Here is a 15,383-nt window from a genome sequence, read left to right as displayed (position 1 = left end):
AAACCTTCGCAGGATGCTCGGCGATGCCGTGGCTCTGTCGGCGGTGACCGGCAACAACCGGTCCCCACGCACACAGCACTCCAGGAAAGATCCGTTATCGTGCGTTGCGTAGCTTGAGAATGTATGTCGCAGTAAGCGCAACGGCACGGTCCTCGTCATGTGACAGATCTGCGAGGGCAAGTGACGTCGTCATCCCCGGGATGTCGGCGAGCGCCTGTGTCAGCCGTCGACGTGCAGGCGAATCAATGGTGCCGTGGGTGAGGCAGTCAACGAGCCCGGTAGCGATCTGATCCGCCAACGCGGGATCCCTCGCCAGCGCGCTCAGTGCATCGGCTGCATCGGCGTCGTTCGTCCCCTCGACGATCATGTCGATGAGCGTCGGGACAGCGTCGGCTACTCCACGTGCCCCGAGCGCCAGAGCCGCACACCTGCGGACCACGATGTCGGAGTTCGTGAGGGCGTCCTGCAGCAGTGCGGTCGCCTCACCGTTCGGAATCTCGGCTATGGACTGGACGGCACGTTTCCGCACCTCGGCTACTGGTGAGCCAAGGCCCTCCGCCAACAGGGGCAATCCGCCATCGCCCGAGCGCGCCAGAGCCCAACGAAGGGCTCCGGCGACGTTCGGATCCGTCTCGCTCAACGCTGCCTCGACCAGAGCTTCCACTGGCACCGGAACCTCTTCGACCGAGGACAAGGCCGCGCGCTGGCGCTTCCCAGCGCTCTCCGACCCCAAGGCCTGAAGGAGTGCAACGATCTGGAGGACGTCCTCCCAGTCGGCGGGTTCCGCGGCACCGATCCGACGGAGTCGGGTGAGCAGCTCGGTCTCACCCGCAATGCGTTCTCGCGTCTGGCGGATGAGGTCGTCGACGAGCTCCGAGGGCGTGAAGTTGGGATCATCCAGCGCGCGCCCGACTTCACGCAGCGACAGCCCCAATGACCGCAGGCTCTCGATATGGAAGATCCGCCGGATGTCCTCGCCGGAGTACTCTCGATAGCCGGCCTCGGTACGACCCGTTGGCCGCACCAGGCCGAGCGATTCGTAATGCCTGAGCATGCGGGCGCTGACCCCGGACCGTCGTGCCACATCACCGATCAACACTGCTTATCACTCCTCCTGGCCGGTCGTGCCGAGGGCGACGATGCGCTTCGCCTCCTCGATCGCGAACTCGAATCCGGCATCCGGGTTGCGCAACAGCCGTTCCGTGGCGATCGCGTGCTGACGCACGCGAGGGTCGAGATCCGTCATCGGGGCGCGCAGGGTCGGCATGATCACCTCACCGAGCGCGGTCAGCGCCCGGCTGAGGCTCAACTGCGTCTCACGCTCGCCGCGCCCGAGCTGTGTCGCCAACACTCCGGCCAACTCGGGTTCCTCACCTTCGGGCACGAGTACGACCGCTGCGCGCCAGGCGGTCCGCGCCACCTCGTCGTCGGCGTCGGTCAGAAGCGCCCGAGTGATCGCCGGCCACGCTTGGCGATCCCCGATCTTGGACAGCGTGTGCAACGCCTGGCTTCGTGCCTGCGCACGCTCCGAGCGGAGTTCATCGATGAGCTTCGGGACCGTCATTGATGATGAATGGCGGGTGAGTGCCCAAGTAAGCATGTCGCGCACGTAAAAGTTGGGCTCGATCGCGCAGCGTTCGATGAGCTTGTCGATGAACCGCGGGTCTGGCGTCGTGCCGACCGTCAGCGCTGCCTGCAGCCGCACCGACGAGGTGCCGTTCTCCAGCCCCTGGAGAGCTCGCATCGTGTTCGTGTCCTCTTTCGGCATGGTCATCGGGACCACCTCCTTGACTGCAGTGAAGCCCTTCTCACTGTGTCAAGGTCAAGCGGGGCCACGCCGTGAGATGGCCAGGCACCCTCTGCCCACCGAGTCCGGTGCTTGTCACGTCAGATGAGACGGCGTGATGTCATGAGGCCTGTGGTAAAGCAGCCGAGCCATGCCGGAGCCACGTCGTGGAGAGTGATCTACACGCGGTGCCCCCGCCTCGTGCGTTGAGGCGGAGGCGTAGCTTTGCCTTGCCCTACTCGGCTTCTACGTCGTCGTATTGAAGTTCCACGTGCGACTCGTAGCCTCCGAATTCGGCCGACGGAACCTCATTGGCTAGATTTCCATCGAATTGATGTTCATCTGGCCAGACGCGCACGGCTCGGAACCGGTAGCCGTCTTGTGGAAACTCTTCCCAGGTAAAGCGGACTGACCGGCCTACCGTGAGGTTCCGTGGGGACTTCATGACGATGTGCGAGAAGTGCACCCAGACCTCGCCGGGGAGGTCCTCGGAAGTGATCACTCCTAGGCCATCGATGTCATGCCATTCCGTGACGGTTCCCGTTATCGGTTCGCGCTTGTCGTCGTGTGACACCAGGCACCTGCTTTGTCGTATTGAAGCTCCACATGCGATTCGTAGAATCCGAATTCGGTAGGCGCAACCTTATTAACTAGTTTTCCATCGCCGTTCGAGGACGCCCGCAAGGATGCGGGGCCAGGTTGCAGGACTCGGATCTTGTCTTCACCACGAGGAACAGGACGCCGATCGAACCGCGCAACTTCAACCGGGCCTTTGAGGCTCACTGCCGTAAGGCGGGGTGTCCAAGATGCGCGTCCACGACACCGGCATACCTGCGCCTTGCTCCTGGCCGCGCTCGACGTTCATCCCCGAGTCGCGATGCGCATCCTGAGGCACTCGCAGATCTCGATGACCATGGATGTCTACGCGCAGATCCCCTCCGCTGAGACCCGAAAGGCGCTCGATCGGTTGAGCCGGCAGCAATGTGCGGGCGATGACCCTGGAGCCGGAGCGCCCCAGCCGGAGGCTTCAGTGGCAGCGTATGTCGAACCCGGGTTCGTGAAATCCGTCAAAGAACTCCACGATGACGCCCTTGAACCCGTCGCGCCATGATCCGCTCGGGTCGGTGCCCGGTGGACGCGCCGGGCCGACGTGCTTGTCGCGATCGCGCTCCGCCTTGATGCCCGTCTCTGCGCCGAGACATAGACACCGACTGAAGCAACCGGCCTGGCATCGGACGGCTCGAGGCTATGGGCCGGCGCTGTGAGCTAGCCGAACCAGCGGAGCCGCGGCACGCCGGGGCACGTATCTTTCCCCTCTCCTTCTTCAGGGGCCTCGGACTGTATCCGGCACTCGTCACCGGTCAAGGGGCGCGTGATCGGCCATGCTGCTCGGGGCCGCCGTCCGGCTGCGGGGCGCGCACGACCATACCGATCCGCAGGTCCGCGACGCTCGCCCGCTGTGGTCAGGCCGCGCTGGGCGGGGAAGAGTTGGCCGCGGCGTACACGAAAGGCTGGGAGCTGGACGCAAAGACGGCCGTGACCGCAGTTGCCCCGGCTCGGGGATGTACGGCGCCGTCAAGAGGTAGGTCGATCACCGGAGCCACCCGCACCACTCTGACCAGTAGCTATTTCACTCTGCGGCCGGTCTGGACAGAGGGGAGCCACCTTGTTGGCAAACGGCCTGGATGGTCTAGAAAGCAAGAAGGCCCGTTCCCAGGTTTCCCTGGTGACGGGCCTTCTTCGTCTGGCGCGGCCGAGAGGACTCGAACCCCTAACCTTCTGATCCGTAGCAAGGTCAAGGACGTCCACATCGGTCCACCCTTGACGTGAACGCCTGCTCAGAGGCGGTATCCGGCTTCCGAGATTCCAGCGATGTCCAAGGCCGTCCAGGGACGTTGTTAGCACCGGCCTTAGCAAGATCGGCGGCTTCGCCGCTTGTGATGGGGAGTCATCGGGCCCGCAGCGGGGTGTTCTCCCAGCATGGCACCCGCGCTATCGCAGATAAGCATCCGCTATCTGCGATAGCTGCTGTTGATCGTCACCCCGCTCAGTGCTGCCGCAAATCCGAGCGGGTTTGGCTCGTCGCAGGCAACCCGATCCGGCCCGGACAGGATCGGGTGGACGTCGATCTTGTCCGCGGAATAGCGGGAGGGGGCTGCGGTCCCGCCCACATTCCATGGCGGTGGCCTGGCGTGCGTCTTTGGAACCGGCACGGGTTCCAGCGTCATGGCACCGCGATACCTTTCACGATTCGCCGTAGATCATGCGCCGGGGCGGTGACCACGATGGCCAGGCCGGACTCTGGAGTCCAGGTGAACTTCCGGCTGGTTGTGGAGGCCCCCGTGTCGAGCAGATGCCCTTGTACTCCAGCAATGGTCGCCGGCTTCGGCTCGCCTCTGGACACGCTCCTCCACCAGGTGCTGCTCGGAAGCGCCGCGCCACGCTGGATGGAGACAGTGACGGTGTCCTCGCCGTCCGGGCCGATCCATCGCCGGGTGGTGGAACGCCAACGTGCCGCAATGGCGGTCTCCACAGGACCCGGCCGCAGATCTAGACCAGCGAGGGAGATCGCGATGCCGTCGAGGGACTCGCCCTGGCTTTCGGGAGGCGACTGGATGCCCTCGGCGATCCGTACCAGGTCCCCCTCCGGCAGGTGGTCCTCCCGGACCCGCACGCCGATTCCCGGCTTGACCAGCCACAGCAACACCCGGCCTCCCTGTCCGGCGGCTGCCGCGTAGGCCGGCTGGCCGTGCACCGAGGCCGGACGCACATCGGTCAGAACCTCCGGTGGCTGTCCGGCGGCACGCAACTTCTCCAGTGTCGCCGCGGCCCGGCCGTATACGACCTCGATGGAGACGCGGCGGCCGGACTCACCTTGCCAGAGCCGGGTCAGCGCGTCGGGATTCGCGCCCGCTCCTGAGACCCACATGCCGGCCGGCAGGTACGTGACGCGGAGTCCGGCGAAGGCGGGACTCCAGCCGACCACTCGCAGCGCGTCGGCGATTCGGTCGCGCTCTCCCTTCAGAGTCGCCGAGACAGTGACTTTCAGTACAAGGCGGTAGTCAGCGACCCACATGGCGCTGGTGCCGTCCCCGGACAACACCGGATCGCCGCCGGATCGCGGCTCGACTGGTGAGTCGACGACATTCATGGCCAGGATGTCCATCGCGTCGAGCACGGTGCCATCCGTGCGGTAGGCCGAAACCTGGACGAAATCGCTGCCGGCCTGCCATCTCAGCGCCTCACCGCGCAGCCGGATCCCTCCGTTGATGTCTTTCTCCTGCGTTCGCAGACGTTGCGGGGCACCCAGCCTCTCCGGGACGTAGCCGATCCGCACGCCATCCAGTTCCGGGGAGGTGGCGACCGGGTCGGGCCGGGTGACGATGTACGACGACATGACACCGATCACCACCAGCACGGCGGCGGCGGCCGCGGCGACACTCGCCGCCAGTCTGCGCCGCCTTCTGCGCAGCGCCACCCGGGCCGTCACCCGTACGGCCAGCTCCGGTGCCCCCCGCACTGGTCGGGTCGCGTCGGTCATTCCCTGGCGTAGTCGTTCCTCAATACCGCGCACTGTTCGCCACCTCCTCACCCAGCAGCGCCCGCAGGCGTTTCAGCGCCTTGGACGTCTGGCTCTTGACCGTGCCGACGGAGCAGCCGAGCATCTTCGCGGTCTGGGCCTCAGTCATGTCATCCCAGAACCTGAGCACCACCACAGCGCGCTGACGGGGCGGCAACGCCCGTAACGCGTCCATGACGACATGCCGTAACTCGATGTCCTCCCGCGCGGCGGGCTGTTCGGGAGGGGTGTGCGTCGGAATCAATCGCATGATTGCCAGACGCCGCGCCCGGCTGATCGCCAGATTGACGATGATCCGCCGGATGTAGGGCTCGGGGTCGCCGCCACGGCACAGCCTGTCCCAATGCAGACACGCCCGCTCCAGCGCGGTCTGCAGCAAATCTTCGGCTTCCCCAAGCGAACCGCAGGTCAGGTACGCCGTACGCAACAGGCTTGTACTGCGGGCGGCCACGAACTCCGTGAACCCGTCCGTATGCGGCGTCACTGAACGCCCTTCGAAATCATGACCCCATACACGCACAGCACGCCGCGAAGGTTGCCTTGGTTTCTCAGCCGCAGCCGCAGCCGCAGGAGGGAGAACGCGTGATGGGGCCCGGCATGCCCCAGGACCGGACGGCGAGCGAGCAGAAGCACCGACCCGGTGGGCACCGGCGACCTCGCCGAGCAACGTTCGGGAGAAGACTCCCCATACGTCGCGCCTCGTTGCCCTGGCAGTAACCCCCGCGGTGTCGGTGCAGGCGCCTGCCCGCAGCCGCTCACCGTTTCTGCTGTGCGACCCAGGCCGGCTATGGACTCGCAGCACCGCAAGAACGTCTGTGAGGGGCGGTTGCCGTATTTCGCTGCTGTACAGACATGCGAAAGGCCCCCCGAGATGATCCCGGAGGGCGATGATCTAGAAAGCAAGAAGGCCCGTTCCCAGGTTTTCCCCGGTCACGGGCCTTCTTCGTCTGGCGCGGCACGCGGTGCAGCCGCGCTTCCGCCCTAACGGGCGATCACCTGCACCTCGGGAAACCGCGAGGAACGCCTGTCGAGCAGGTCGCCTTTGCGCCGTAGATGCAGATCGAAGAAGGCCATGGTGTAGGCGCGGGTGACGGCCACGGAACGCGCCGCCGACAGTGTCCCGTTTGCCGCTCGCAACTGCTCCTTTGACAGGCCGATCACCGGGGCCGCCTGCTCGTACACCAGCGGCAGGTCGGTATAGGAATTGTGCTTGGCACCCTTGGTCTTCACGTGCAGCCGCCAGCCCTTCAGCCGGGACCAGAAGGCCTTCTGCCCGCGGATGGGCTTGTCGAAGATCTCGGCCTCCATGAGCATGTACGGCTTGGCCAATCCTTTGGTGGCCACCTTGCCGAGGGCGGGTCCGTCCAGGTTCAGAACCGCCTTGACCCGCCGATCCTCCAGCATCGTCGCGGCGGCCGTCGCTCCTCCCGCGGAATGGCCGAACATGCCGACCCTGCTCAGGTCGAACGCGCCACGCAGCCCCTCCGGCAGCTTCCGGCCTTCAGCATCGGGGTTCTGCCCCTTGTTCAGCTCCTTGAGCCGGTCCAGCACGAAGCGCGTGTCAGCCACCCGCACCTTGATCTCTTCGGCCTTCTCGTCCAGCCGGCTCACCGGGACTGGCTTCAGGACACGGCCGGTGACCGTGCCGTTGGGGAACTCCACCTCGCCGGCATCGCCCGGATGATCGATCGTGACCACCATGTAGCCCCAGCTGGCCAGTTCTTCGACCGTGGCGGTGTTCATGGATCGGTCGGCGCCGTTGCCGGGTGAGAACAGTACGACGGGCAGCCCTCGGCCCGCCACAGGGGCCCCTTCGCGGCCATGGGTCAAAGGCAGGCTGACAGCCGCAGGCGAGAGGCTGCTGTTGCGATAGAAGGCCTCGGCGGCGCGAGGCGGCAGCCAAGGCGCAGCGGGGTGGCCGTCCGGATGACGGGTGGGGTACCACAGGCTGATCATCAGCTCACGCCGGTCATGTGCCTTGATCCACGGGTCGGCCCTGGAGCCGTCACGCAGGTGCAGCGCGACAGTGCCGATCTCGCGTGGACCTGTCGGCTGGGGCAGGGCCACAGTGACGGGCTTTGACATGGCCTGTACGGCGGGTCCGGTGAGCAGAAGGCCGACCACCACGGCAGAGGCCACGCCCCGTCTGAGCAATGCGCAATTCATAACGGCCACGCTAGGGAGGCTCGCTGTCCAGAAATTCCCCACCGGAGATGATGTTGGCACTCATACGAATGAAGGAAGCACCTGTCCACCCGGAGGGGAGGTCAAGGCCAACTTGAGGTTGACACTGAGGGCGCTCCCCGCTAGAGCCTGTACGAGGTTCGGATCTTCAGGCCGGTCAGAGGCTTCGGATACACAAGACGGCTCCGCGTAGGTGCAGGCCTGCCAGATAGCTGTCGGGCGTCTTGTCGAACCGGAAGGCCAGCCCACGCCACTCCTTGATTCGATTGATGCACCGTTCCGCTGTGTTGCGCTGCTTGTAGAGATCGGGATCATGGCTGACCGGGCGTCCGCCGCGAGAGCCGCGCTTCTTGCGGTGGGCCGCCTGATCGGCCTTCTCCGGAATGACCACCTTGATTTGGCGTCGGCGCAGGTAGGCGCGGTTGCCGCGGGAGGAGTACACCAGTACGCCCTGTCAGCGGCAAGCGCGCCCGGCCTGGTGCGCGGACGGCCGATCCGCAGGCGGATCTTGATGTGCTCCAGCACGGCGCGAAACTGCGGGCTGTCTCCGGCCTGGCCGGGAGTCAGGACGAAGGACAGCGGACGGCATCGACGGTCAGCCGACAGGTGCACCTTGCTCATTCTCACAAATTTCGATCCGGGCGCCTGCCCCTCGGTCAGTTCAAGAAGGGCACATACGTCTGCCATTCGGCTCGCAAGGACGTGAGCAGCAGAGCCTCGGCTGCTGAGAGGGAGTTTCGCGTCGACGAGGCGATCGATCACCTGCAGATCACCCGCAAGACCCTCGTCTCGCTCGCCAGCGAATGTGACACCGAGCCGGCCGCACCACCTCCCGCGCTGCCCGACCACCCCGCCTACCAGCAGATTCTGACCGTCTTCGCCGACGTCGACCGACCTTTGCGCGCTCGCGACCTGTGCCAGGCCCTGGACCTGCCCATCGTGTCGAAGAACACCGAGAACATCCGCTCCAAGCTCAACCGCCTGGTCAGCCGCGGCACCCTCGTCGAGACCGAGCCGGGCTTGTTCACTCAGCCACGCCCGTAGCCCAGCAGCTGACCGCCTGACCAGCCCGCCTCTTCCAACCCCAATGACGAAAGGGACATCAACTCACGAAGCGCCTTCTCAGGAGGCGCGTTGACATTTCACGATCACCCCGCTTATCTTTTTAACTATGGAAGTAGATAAAGAGCTACCTTCACCGATCGAGTTCCGGCTCGACCCCGGCTCTGGAGTCCCGACTTACCTGCAGCTGGTGCAGCAGGTGGAGCAGGCCCTGCGGCTCGGCTACCTGAAGCAGGGCGACCAACTGCCCCGGGTCAAGGACGTGGTCGCGGGGCTGGCCATCAACCCCAACACCGTGCTCAAGGCCTACCGGGAGCTGGAGCACAGGGGACTGGCATCGGGGCGACGCGGCCAGGGCACCTTCGTCGATGGCGCGCTCCCGATGGTGGGGCTGCGCGAGCAGGAGGCGCTGCGGCGCGGCCTGCTGCGCTGGATGCGGACCGCCACCGCGGCGGGCCTGGACGAGGAGGGCATCGTCGCGCTGGTCTCCAGCGCGCTCCACGACCTCCACGCGGAAAATGAGGAGGTGGTGGCGTGAACGCAGTGGAAACCTCAGGGCTGGGCAAGCGGTACGGCGGGACCTGGGCGCTGCGCGATTGCACGCTGGCCATCCCGGCCGGGCACGTGGTAGCGCTTGCCGGGCCGAACGGCGCGGGCAAATCCACCCTGCTGCACCTGACGGTCGGCCTGGCCAAGCAGAGCACCGGTGCGATCAGCGTCCTGGGAAACGCGGCAGGCTCCCTGCCAGCGCTGGATCGAGTGGCGTTCATGGATCAGGACGCCGCGCTCTACAGCGGCCTGTCGGTCGCCGACATGCTGCAGATGGGGCGCAGCATGAACCGGCGCTGGGACCAGGCCAGAGCCCGTGACCGGCTGGCCGAGCTGGACATCCCGCTCACCCGCCGGATCGGCAGGCTGTCGGGCGGCCAGCACGCCCAGGTCGCGCTCACCCTGGCCCTGGCCAGGCGCCCCGACCTGCTGGTGCTGGACGAGCCAATGTCCGCCCTCGACCCGCTGGCCAGGCACGAGTTCAAGTCCGCGCTGATGACCGCGGTGGCACAGGACGGCCTGTCGGTGATCTTCTCCTCGCACATCGTCTCCGATCTGGAGCGGGTCTGCGACTACCTGGTCGTGCTGGCGGGCGGCCGGGTCCAGGTCGCCGGCCAGACCGAGGACCTGCTGGCCGGGCACCACGTGCTGGTCGGGCCGACCGCCCAGGCCGATCAGGTCGCCGCGACGCTGCCGGTCGTGCGGGACCGGCGGGCCACAGCCCAGACACACCTGCTGATCCGCGCGACGGGACAGACCCTCGCCACACCACCGGGATGGCGCAAGGAGCCGGTGGGGCTGGAGGAGTTGGTGCTGGCCTACCTGCGAGAGCCTGACGCGTTCGCGCTTCCCGGCCCGCGGACCAGCGATGCGACCAAGGAGGCGACGTTCTCATGACCGTGATCGACACACCGGTGAGCACGCGCGGGCTGTCCTGGGTGGCCTGGCGCCAGCACCGCACCGCCCTCGTGGCGAGCCTGGCCATGGTCGGCGCGCTCGCGCTCGTCCTGCTGGTCGGCGGGCTGGCCATGCGCGGCGACGAGCACAGCATGGCCATGGACACCTGCCAGGCCGACACGTTCGCCTGCCAGCAGCGGTTCGGCCCCTTCAGCGAGAAGTACGACAACCTGATCGGCCTGACCAGCTTGGTCGCCATGTTCATGCCGCTCCTGATCGGCTCGATCCTCGGCGGTTCGCTGCTCGCCAGGGAATATGAGACGGGGACCTTCAGGTTCACCTGGACCCAGGCGTGCGGGCGGATGCGCTGGCTGCGGGTCAAACTCGCGCTGCTCGTGACCGGGGTGACCGTCGTCGGCCTCGCGATCGGATGGCTCATCATCTGGTGGTACGGGCCGGAGGAGCGCTTCGACAACCGGTTGGAGGGGATGAACGTCTTCGACGCGATGGGGCTGATGTTCGCCGTTCATCTGCTGTTCTGCCTCGCGGTCGGAGCTTTCGCCGGCGTCGTCATCCGCCGGGTGATGCCCGCGGTCTCCGTAGCCCTCGCTGTCTCTCTGGCCGTCATCATGATCCTGACGCCAGCCCTGCGCGCGAACTACATGCCTGCGGTGGAGGGGCCGATCCAGATCGCGACCAACGAGTGGAAGCTCGACACCTGGTGGGTCGGTCCGCAGGGGCAGCGGCTGACCAACGAGCAGATGGCCGAACTCGCCGACAAATCCGTATCCGAGTTGCCCGCTAAGGGCCCGGCGGGCAACGCGGCCAGGCTCCTGTGGAGCTCCCAGAACCACTACTCGCCTGTGATGAGCTACCAACCGGCGAGCCGGTTCTGGCCCTTCCAGTTCATCGAGGCGGGCTGGATGCTCGCCATCGCGATCCTGCTGGGCACTGCCACCATCTGGCGGGTACGGCGCAGCCCCACCTGAGCTGCCTGGACCTCGGGGGGTTGTCTTCATCGCGCCACTTGGCGAAGTAGTAGTACACCGCGCTGCGGGGCGGCAGGTCGTGGGGCAGGAATGCCCACTGGCAGCCGGTCCGGCTCTGGAAGAGGATCGCGTTGACGATCTCCCGCATGTGGTAGCCGCCCTGATGACCGCTCACCGAGGGATGCGCGGCCTTCCACGCCGTGATCACGGGCTCAATCAGGGCCCACCGTTCGTCGGATAAGTCGCTCGGGTACGGCTTGCGCTCACTCACCGGGTCATCTCAGCACGCCCAAGCCCACCGATCGGCCGTGACGCTACAAACTCACGCGATCACACTTCGCAGTTCGGGCATTCGCTCGCGAAACGTCCTCTGAGATCTTCACCAAGGCGATCGGGACGGAGTGGAGCCCCTGTTAGCAAGGGTGTTAGCAAGTGGCCTGGGTGATCTAGGAAGCAAGAAGGCCCGTTCCCAGGTTTTCCCTGGTGACGGGCCTTCTTTGTCTGGCGCGGCCGGGAGGACTCGAACCCCCAACCTTCTGATCCGTAGTCAGATGCTCTATCCATTGAGCTACGGCCGCTCGCTGACGTCAGTAAGCATAGCGGGTTCCGCGCTGTGCTCCGAACTGGATTTGCTGCGTGCCGCACCGAGGCGGCCGCCGGCCACCGCCCAATGTCGTCGCGGTGCCGTACGGGAAGGGCGTTCTCCCTGCTCACAGGCCTATGGGGACGGTGGAAAGGGTGATGGCAGGGTGGAAAACAGATTCGGACGCGTGCGGCGAGTTCCGGGCCGGAAGGGGGCGGCGGCGTCGGGATGCCGCACCCCGCGCCGCACCGAGCACCGGCGGCCGAAAGCGGCCTGCCCCCTCTCATGAGGTGTGGGGTCAGGAGTCCTCTGCCGGGACGTAGAGGGAGAGGGACTCGGCGATGCAGGAGGGGCGCTCAGCGCCCTCGACCTCGATCGTGACCCGCATCGTCGAGAGCGTTCCGGACGGTGTGCCCTTCACATCGAGGATCTCGGCGCCGCCGCGGACGCGCGAGCCCACAGGAACCGGTCTCGGGAAGCGGACCTTGTTCAGCCCGTAGTTGATGGCCATCCGCAGGCCCTCGACCCGGTAGAGCTCCTGCATCAGGGACGGAAGCAGCGCCAGGGAGAGGTACCCGTGGGCGATGGTGCGGCCGAAGGGACCCTCCTTCGCCCGGTCCGTGTCCACATGGATCCACTGATGGTCGTCGGTGGCGTCGGCGAAGAGGTTGACCTGCTCCTGGGTGATCTCGCGCCATTCGGTGTAGCCGAGGTGCTCGCCCTTGGCCGCCTTCAGTTCCGCGAGGCTGGTGAAGATGCGCATGCGTCCGCACTTTACGTTTACGGCCGAGACCGCGTAAGTCGCCCTGGCCGCATGACGCCTTGATCAGCTCCGTCGGCGGGGGATGGGGCGCGGCCTCCCTGCGGCGCGTACGGGGGGCCGCCTTGGAGTGGGCGAGCACTATGGGGCCGTTGTCCACATTGACGCCCGTGCCTTGGGTGCGATCACCTGGGCGATCTGGTGGACGTTCTCGCACGAGGGCATGCCGGACCCAATGTCGCGAACCGCCGGATCCCTGTTGAATGTCCTGACTCGATGTGACGTCGGGACCGGGCTCCGGCGGTTGCCGGTTCGGGAACCCCAGCACGCGAGGGGCGGGTACGCGTGGAACGCGGGCCGGCTCGGCGGCTCCCGAAGACAGGTGGCGGTCAGGCCGGGATGGAGACCCCGACGCCGCCTCGGGTCTGCGCGCCGTACCGCTCCAGCTCCTTGGCGAGGTCCAGCGGCCTGACGCGCGCCCGGCCCGCGAGGGTCTCGTCGTCGATCAGGTCGAGCGGGACCAGCCAGGAGACCTCGAACTCCAGTCCGTCAGGGTCCTTGGCGTACAGGGCCTTGGTGGTGGAGTGGTCGGACGCGCCGACCAGGGAGCCCATCTCGCTCAGCTTGACCGCGATGCGCTGCAGCTCGGCGAGGGTGTCGACCTCCCATGCGAGGTGATAGAGCCCGACGGTCGACCGGCCCGCCGGGGACGGTCCCGCCTGCGGGCCGAGCTCGAAGAGACCGAGGTCGTGATCGTTCGCCGAACCGGAGGCCTGGAGGAACGCCGCCCCGGGGCCGCTCATGACGACCCGGAAGCCGAGCGCCTCCTGGTAGAACGCGACGCTCGCCGAAACGTCCCTTACGTACAGCACCGCGTGGTTGAGCCGCTGGACTGGCATGGCCCCTCCTCAATTAATTGAACTCTCAATCATTCTACGCGACGCGGCGTTCTCGGAAACTGTCGGTGGGAGGTCGTACGGTGGCCTGCGGACTGGTGCCGACGGAGGGGGCGTTTGATGATCGCTGACCGGGTCACCCAGGAGCGCGAGGCCAACCTGACCCTGTTCCGGGTCGTTCACGAAGTGGCCGTGCGCCATGGCGGGCGGCCGCTCCATGAGGTGCTTCCCATCCTCCGAAGCGCCCTTCCCCCCGTTCCCGGATTGGACGAGCCGGAGGTCCGCCGCATCGCCGAGCAGATCGCCGTCGGGCGCGACCCTTCGGGTTTGTGAGCGTCGCGGACGGGGGCATGTGTTGCTGCCCCCGTCCCTCGCTCGACGGTGCCGCGGCGTCCGCGGTGGGGCGTACGGGGCCGAGCATCATGTCGTGGCCCTCGGCCAGGCCATGTCGCCTCCTGGTCCTGGGTCAGGCTGTGTCGCCGCTTTGCGCTCGCAGGCGCCTGCCCGTCCTCTTGGTCATGCGGTGGGGGCACCGGCGCGGCGTGATTGCGGGGTGAGGTCGTGACCGCCACCTGTCCTGGCGGAACACGTCGTCATGCGCTGGGCGCCGCGGCGAACTCCTTCGTCAGGCGTTCATGAGGCCGGCGGGGTCGGCGATGATCTGCTGGATCACCTGCCCGGCCGCGCCCAGGGGCGCCGCCTCGGTGCCCAGCCGGGACACCTCGACGGACGGCACGACCTCGCGCATCTCTCCGAGCCGGGCGGCCAGCGTCTCGGTCACCACGCCGCCGATCCACGGGAAGAGCGGCGCGTAGATCCCGCCGAGCACGATCCGTTCCGGGTCGACGAGATTGACGGCCGAGGTGAGGGCGATGCCGAGTGCCCATCCCGCACGCTCGCAGGCGGCCAGCGCGTCACTGTCGCCGGCTTCGAGCCGTCGGAGGAGTTCCGCGATCCCCGCCCCGGGGCGGGGACCCTGCGCGGGGATGGGGGGTACTGAGGAGGCCGGAAGGCGGGGAGTGGTCTTGTCCGGGCCCGAGGACGCCGGAAGGCGGGGAGCGGTCTCACCCGAGGACGGCGCCGTGGGGGCGAGACCGGCGGCGGACAGGAGGGCGTCCTGGCCGGCGTACCTTTCGAGGCATCCCCGTCCTCCGCAGTGGCAGGGCGGGCCGCCGGGGGAGACGACCACGTGTCCGAGCTCTCCGGCGAAACCGCGGAACCCACGGAAGAGCTCGCCCCGCACGACGAGGCCCGCGCCGACGCCGATTTCGCCGGATACGTGGAGGAAGTCCGTGTGTCCGGCGCCGAACCACAGCTCGCCCAACGCCGCGAGGTTGGCCTCGTTGTCCACACGCATCGGGAACGGCATCCGCAGCAGCGAGAGCAGTGGCACATCGCGCCATCCCAGGTTGGGCGCCCGGCGGACGGTGCCGGTCGCCAGGTCCACCGTCCCGGGGACGGCGAGCACTCCACCCACAACCCGGAGCCCGATGTCCACAGCTTCGTCCACAACCGAAAGCGCCAGATGCTGCAGGTTCGCGATGACATCCCCAGGCGGGGCCAGGCGGTTGTCCACAGGCTGTGCACGACGGAGCCGTACCGACCGGGAGAGGTCCACGACGTGCGCGGCGAGGTAGTCGACGTTGATCTCCAGCCCGATCGCGGCGACGCTCAGGCCGCTGATCCGTACCTCCATGCCGGGGCGGCCGCGCTCGCCCGCGCGCACGACGCCGGTCTCGACCACGAGTCCGGCCTCGATCAGGTCGGCGATCAGTTTCGACACCGTGGTCTTGGCGAGTCCGGTGATCTCGGCGAGCGCGGCGCGCGTCACCGAGCCGCGCGCGCTGACCTCGCCGAGGACGAGCGCCAGGTTGCGCGCGCGCATCGCGTCATGCCGGACCGCCTGAGTCATCGCACCTCTCGTTCTGCCGGGCGGGCGAACCGATCTCGGCCTGCTCGCGCGTGCGGGCCGACCGTCGCCGCCTCGCCGCCCATCCAAGACCATCGTGACTCGCCCACGCCGGGGAAGTCGTCGCCGCCCCCGGACTGTCGATGACTCGCGCGGCCCCTCATGTACGCGACCGGTCCGCCTTGAAG

At 67.2% G+C, this 15,383-nt stretch carries 16 protein-coding genes, 1 tRNA gene and 1 pseudogene; 5 read left to right on the top strand and 13 right to left on the bottom strand.

All coding sequences use genetic code 11. The features are described from left to right. Positions 1–94: 94 nt before the first annotated feature. The 7 genes and pseudogenes from AWQ68_RS03765 to AWQ68_RS03740 all read right to left on the bottom strand — a co-directional run. Positions 95–1,099, bottom strand: coding sequence for a HEAT repeat domain-containing protein (locus tag AWQ68_RS03765; RefSeq protein WP_066934683.1), 1,005 nt, complete (start codon positions 1,097–1,099; stop codon positions 95–97). A 6-nt stretch (positions 1,100–1,105) separates the two neighbouring features. Continuing rightward, the gene (locus AWQ68_RS03760) at positions 1,106–1,768 is read right to left on the bottom strand and encodes a HEAT repeat domain-containing protein (RefSeq protein ID WP_306306767.1); all 663 of its coding nucleotides are present in this window, start codon (positions 1,766–1,768) and stop codon (positions 1,106–1,108) included. 253 nt (positions 1,769–2,021) lie between these two features. After that, positions 2,022–2,360 (bottom strand): cold-shock protein, encoded by a 339-nt coding sequence (locus AWQ68_RS40435; protein ID WP_218006759.1) that lies wholly within the window; start codon positions 2,358–2,360, stop codon positions 2,022–2,024. A gap of 1,650 nt (positions 2,361–4,010) precedes the next feature. Beyond that, positions 4,011–5,204 carry a hypothetical protein gene (locus tag AWQ68_RS03755; RefSeq protein WP_157544848.1) on the bottom strand — a complete coding sequence of 398 codons (1,194 nt, stop codon included), beginning with the start codon at positions 5,202–5,204 and terminating at the stop codon, positions 4,011–4,013. A 142-nt stretch (positions 5,205–5,346) separates the two neighbouring features. Then, positions 5,347–5,850 (bottom strand): SigE family RNA polymerase sigma factor, encoded by a 504-nt coding sequence (locus AWQ68_RS03750; RefSeq protein WP_066934671.1) that lies wholly within the window; start codon positions 5,848–5,850, stop codon positions 5,347–5,349. A 497-nt stretch (positions 5,851–6,347) separates the two neighbouring features. Next, positions 6,348–7,532: an alpha/beta hydrolase family protein gene (locus AWQ68_RS03745; protein ID WP_066934669.1), complete on the bottom strand. Its 1,185-nt coding sequence runs from the start codon at positions 7,530–7,532 to the stop codon at positions 6,348–6,350. A 175-nt stretch (positions 7,533–7,707) separates the two neighbouring features. Next, positions 7,708–8,216, bottom strand: a pseudogene (locus tag AWQ68_RS03740) (transposase); the annotation flags it as partial. A gap of 36 nt (positions 8,217–8,252) precedes the next feature. Between AWQ68_RS03740 and AWQ68_RS03735 the strand changes: the two are divergent. From AWQ68_RS03735 to AWQ68_RS03720, 4 genes are all read left to right on the top strand, one after another. Next, positions 8,253–8,594, top strand: coding sequence for a hypothetical protein (locus AWQ68_RS03735; protein WP_218006758.1), 342 nt, complete (start codon positions 8,253–8,255; stop codon positions 8,592–8,594). A 127-nt stretch (positions 8,595–8,721) separates the two neighbouring features. Then, positions 8,722–9,150 (top strand): GntR family transcriptional regulator, encoded by a 429-nt coding sequence (locus AWQ68_RS03730; protein WP_066934663.1) that lies wholly within the window; start codon positions 8,722–8,724, stop codon positions 9,148–9,150. Next, positions 9,147–10,058, top strand: coding sequence for an ABC transporter ATP-binding protein (locus AWQ68_RS03725; RefSeq protein ID WP_066934660.1), 912 nt, complete (start codon positions 9,147–9,149; stop codon positions 10,056–10,058). The genes AWQ68_RS03730 and AWQ68_RS03725 overlap by 4 nt, the downstream gene beginning before the upstream one ends. Further along, a complete protein-coding gene (locus tag AWQ68_RS03720) occupies positions 10,055–11,047 on the top strand; it encodes an ABC-2 membrane transporter-related protein (protein ID WP_066934657.1) in 993 nt (330 codons plus the stop codon). The genes AWQ68_RS03725 and AWQ68_RS03720 overlap by 4 nt, the downstream gene beginning before the upstream one ends. Here the strand turns inward: AWQ68_RS03720 and AWQ68_RS46065 are convergent. The 5 genes from AWQ68_RS46065 to AWQ68_RS03705 form a co-directional block, all read right to left on the bottom strand. Continuing rightward, positions 10,965–11,318: a transposase gene (locus tag AWQ68_RS46065; protein ID WP_373281492.1), complete on the bottom strand. Its 354-nt coding sequence runs from the start codon at positions 11,316–11,318 to the stop codon at positions 10,965–10,967. The genes AWQ68_RS03720 and AWQ68_RS46065 overlap by 83 nt on opposite strands. 231 nt (positions 11,319–11,549) lie before the next feature. Then, positions 11,550–11,625: transfer RNA gene (locus AWQ68_RS03715), tRNA-Arg, on the bottom strand. A 303-nt stretch (positions 11,626–11,928) separates the two neighbouring features. Next, entirely contained in the window at positions 11,929–12,393 is a 465-nt protein-coding gene (locus tag AWQ68_RS03710; RefSeq protein ID WP_066934652.1) for a MaoC family dehydratase, read from the bottom strand. A 138-nt stretch (positions 12,394–12,531) separates the two neighbouring features. Next, on the bottom strand, positions 12,532–12,627 hold the full coding sequence (locus AWQ68_RS46060) for an SAM-dependent methyltransferase (RefSeq protein WP_373281495.1): 96 nt from the start codon (positions 12,625–12,627) through the stop codon (positions 12,532–12,534). 152 nt (positions 12,628–12,779) lie between these two features. Beyond that, positions 12,780–13,289 carry a VOC family protein gene (locus AWQ68_RS03705; RefSeq protein ID WP_066934648.1) on the bottom strand — a complete coding sequence of 170 codons (510 nt, stop codon included), beginning with the start codon at positions 13,287–13,289 and terminating at the stop codon, positions 12,780–12,782. Between the two features lie 117 nt (positions 13,290–13,406). Between AWQ68_RS03705 and AWQ68_RS03700 the strand changes: the two genes are divergently transcribed. Next, entirely contained in the window at positions 13,407–13,619 is a 213-nt protein-coding gene (locus AWQ68_RS03700; RefSeq protein ID WP_066934644.1) for a hypothetical protein, read from the top strand. A 292-nt stretch (positions 13,620–13,911) separates the two neighbouring features. On the opposite strand, the gene AWQ68_RS03695 is transcribed toward AWQ68_RS03700, so the two are convergent. Next, positions 13,912–15,198: an ROK family transcriptional regulator gene (locus tag AWQ68_RS03695; protein WP_066934642.1), complete on the bottom strand. Its 1,287-nt coding sequence runs from the start codon at positions 15,196–15,198 to the stop codon at positions 13,912–13,914. Positions 15,199–15,383 lie beyond the last annotated feature (185 nt).

The sequence above is a fragment of the Microtetraspora fusca genome, assembly GCF_001570365.1.
Lineage (GTDB): Bacteria > Actinomycetota > Actinomycetes > Streptosporangiales > Streptosporangiaceae > Microtetraspora > Microtetraspora fusca.
The sequence above is the reverse complement of the archived record's forward strand: the minus strand, read 5'-3'. Positions and strand labels throughout refer to the sequence as shown.

What these genes read in the sequence shown, in the direction of transcription:
- AWQ68_RS03730 (WP_066934663.1), top strand. Translation starts at nt 8,722, where the DNA reads ATGGAAGTAGATAAAGAGCTACCTTCACCGATCGAGTTCCGGCTCGAC.
- AWQ68_RS03745 (WP_066934669.1), bottom strand. Translation starts at nt 7,532, where the DNA reads ATGAATTGCGCATTGCTCAGACGGGGCGTGGCCTCTGCCGTGGTGGTC.
- AWQ68_RS03695 (WP_066934642.1), bottom strand. Translation starts at nt 15,198, where the DNA reads ATGACTCAGGCGGTCCGGCATGACGCGATGCGCGCGCGCAACCTGGCG.
- AWQ68_RS03760 (WP_306306767.1), bottom strand. Translation starts at nt 1,768, where the DNA reads ATGCCGAAAGAGGACACGAACACGATGCGAGCTCTCCAGGGGCTGGAG.
- AWQ68_RS03710 (WP_066934652.1), bottom strand. Translation starts at nt 12,393, where the DNA reads ATGCGCATCTTCACCAGCCTCGCGGAACTGAAGGCGGCCAAGGGCGAG.
- AWQ68_RS03720 (WP_066934657.1), top strand. Translation starts at nt 10,055, where the DNA reads ATGACCGTGATCGACACACCGGTGAGCACGCGCGGGCTGTCCTGGGTG.
- AWQ68_RS03700 (WP_066934644.1), top strand. Translation starts at nt 13,407, where the DNA reads ATGATCGCTGACCGGGTCACCCAGGAGCGCGAGGCCAACCTGACCCTG.
- AWQ68_RS03705 (WP_066934648.1), bottom strand. Translation starts at nt 13,289, where the DNA reads ATGCCAGTCCAGCGGCTCAACCACGCGGTGCTGTACGTAAGGGACGTT.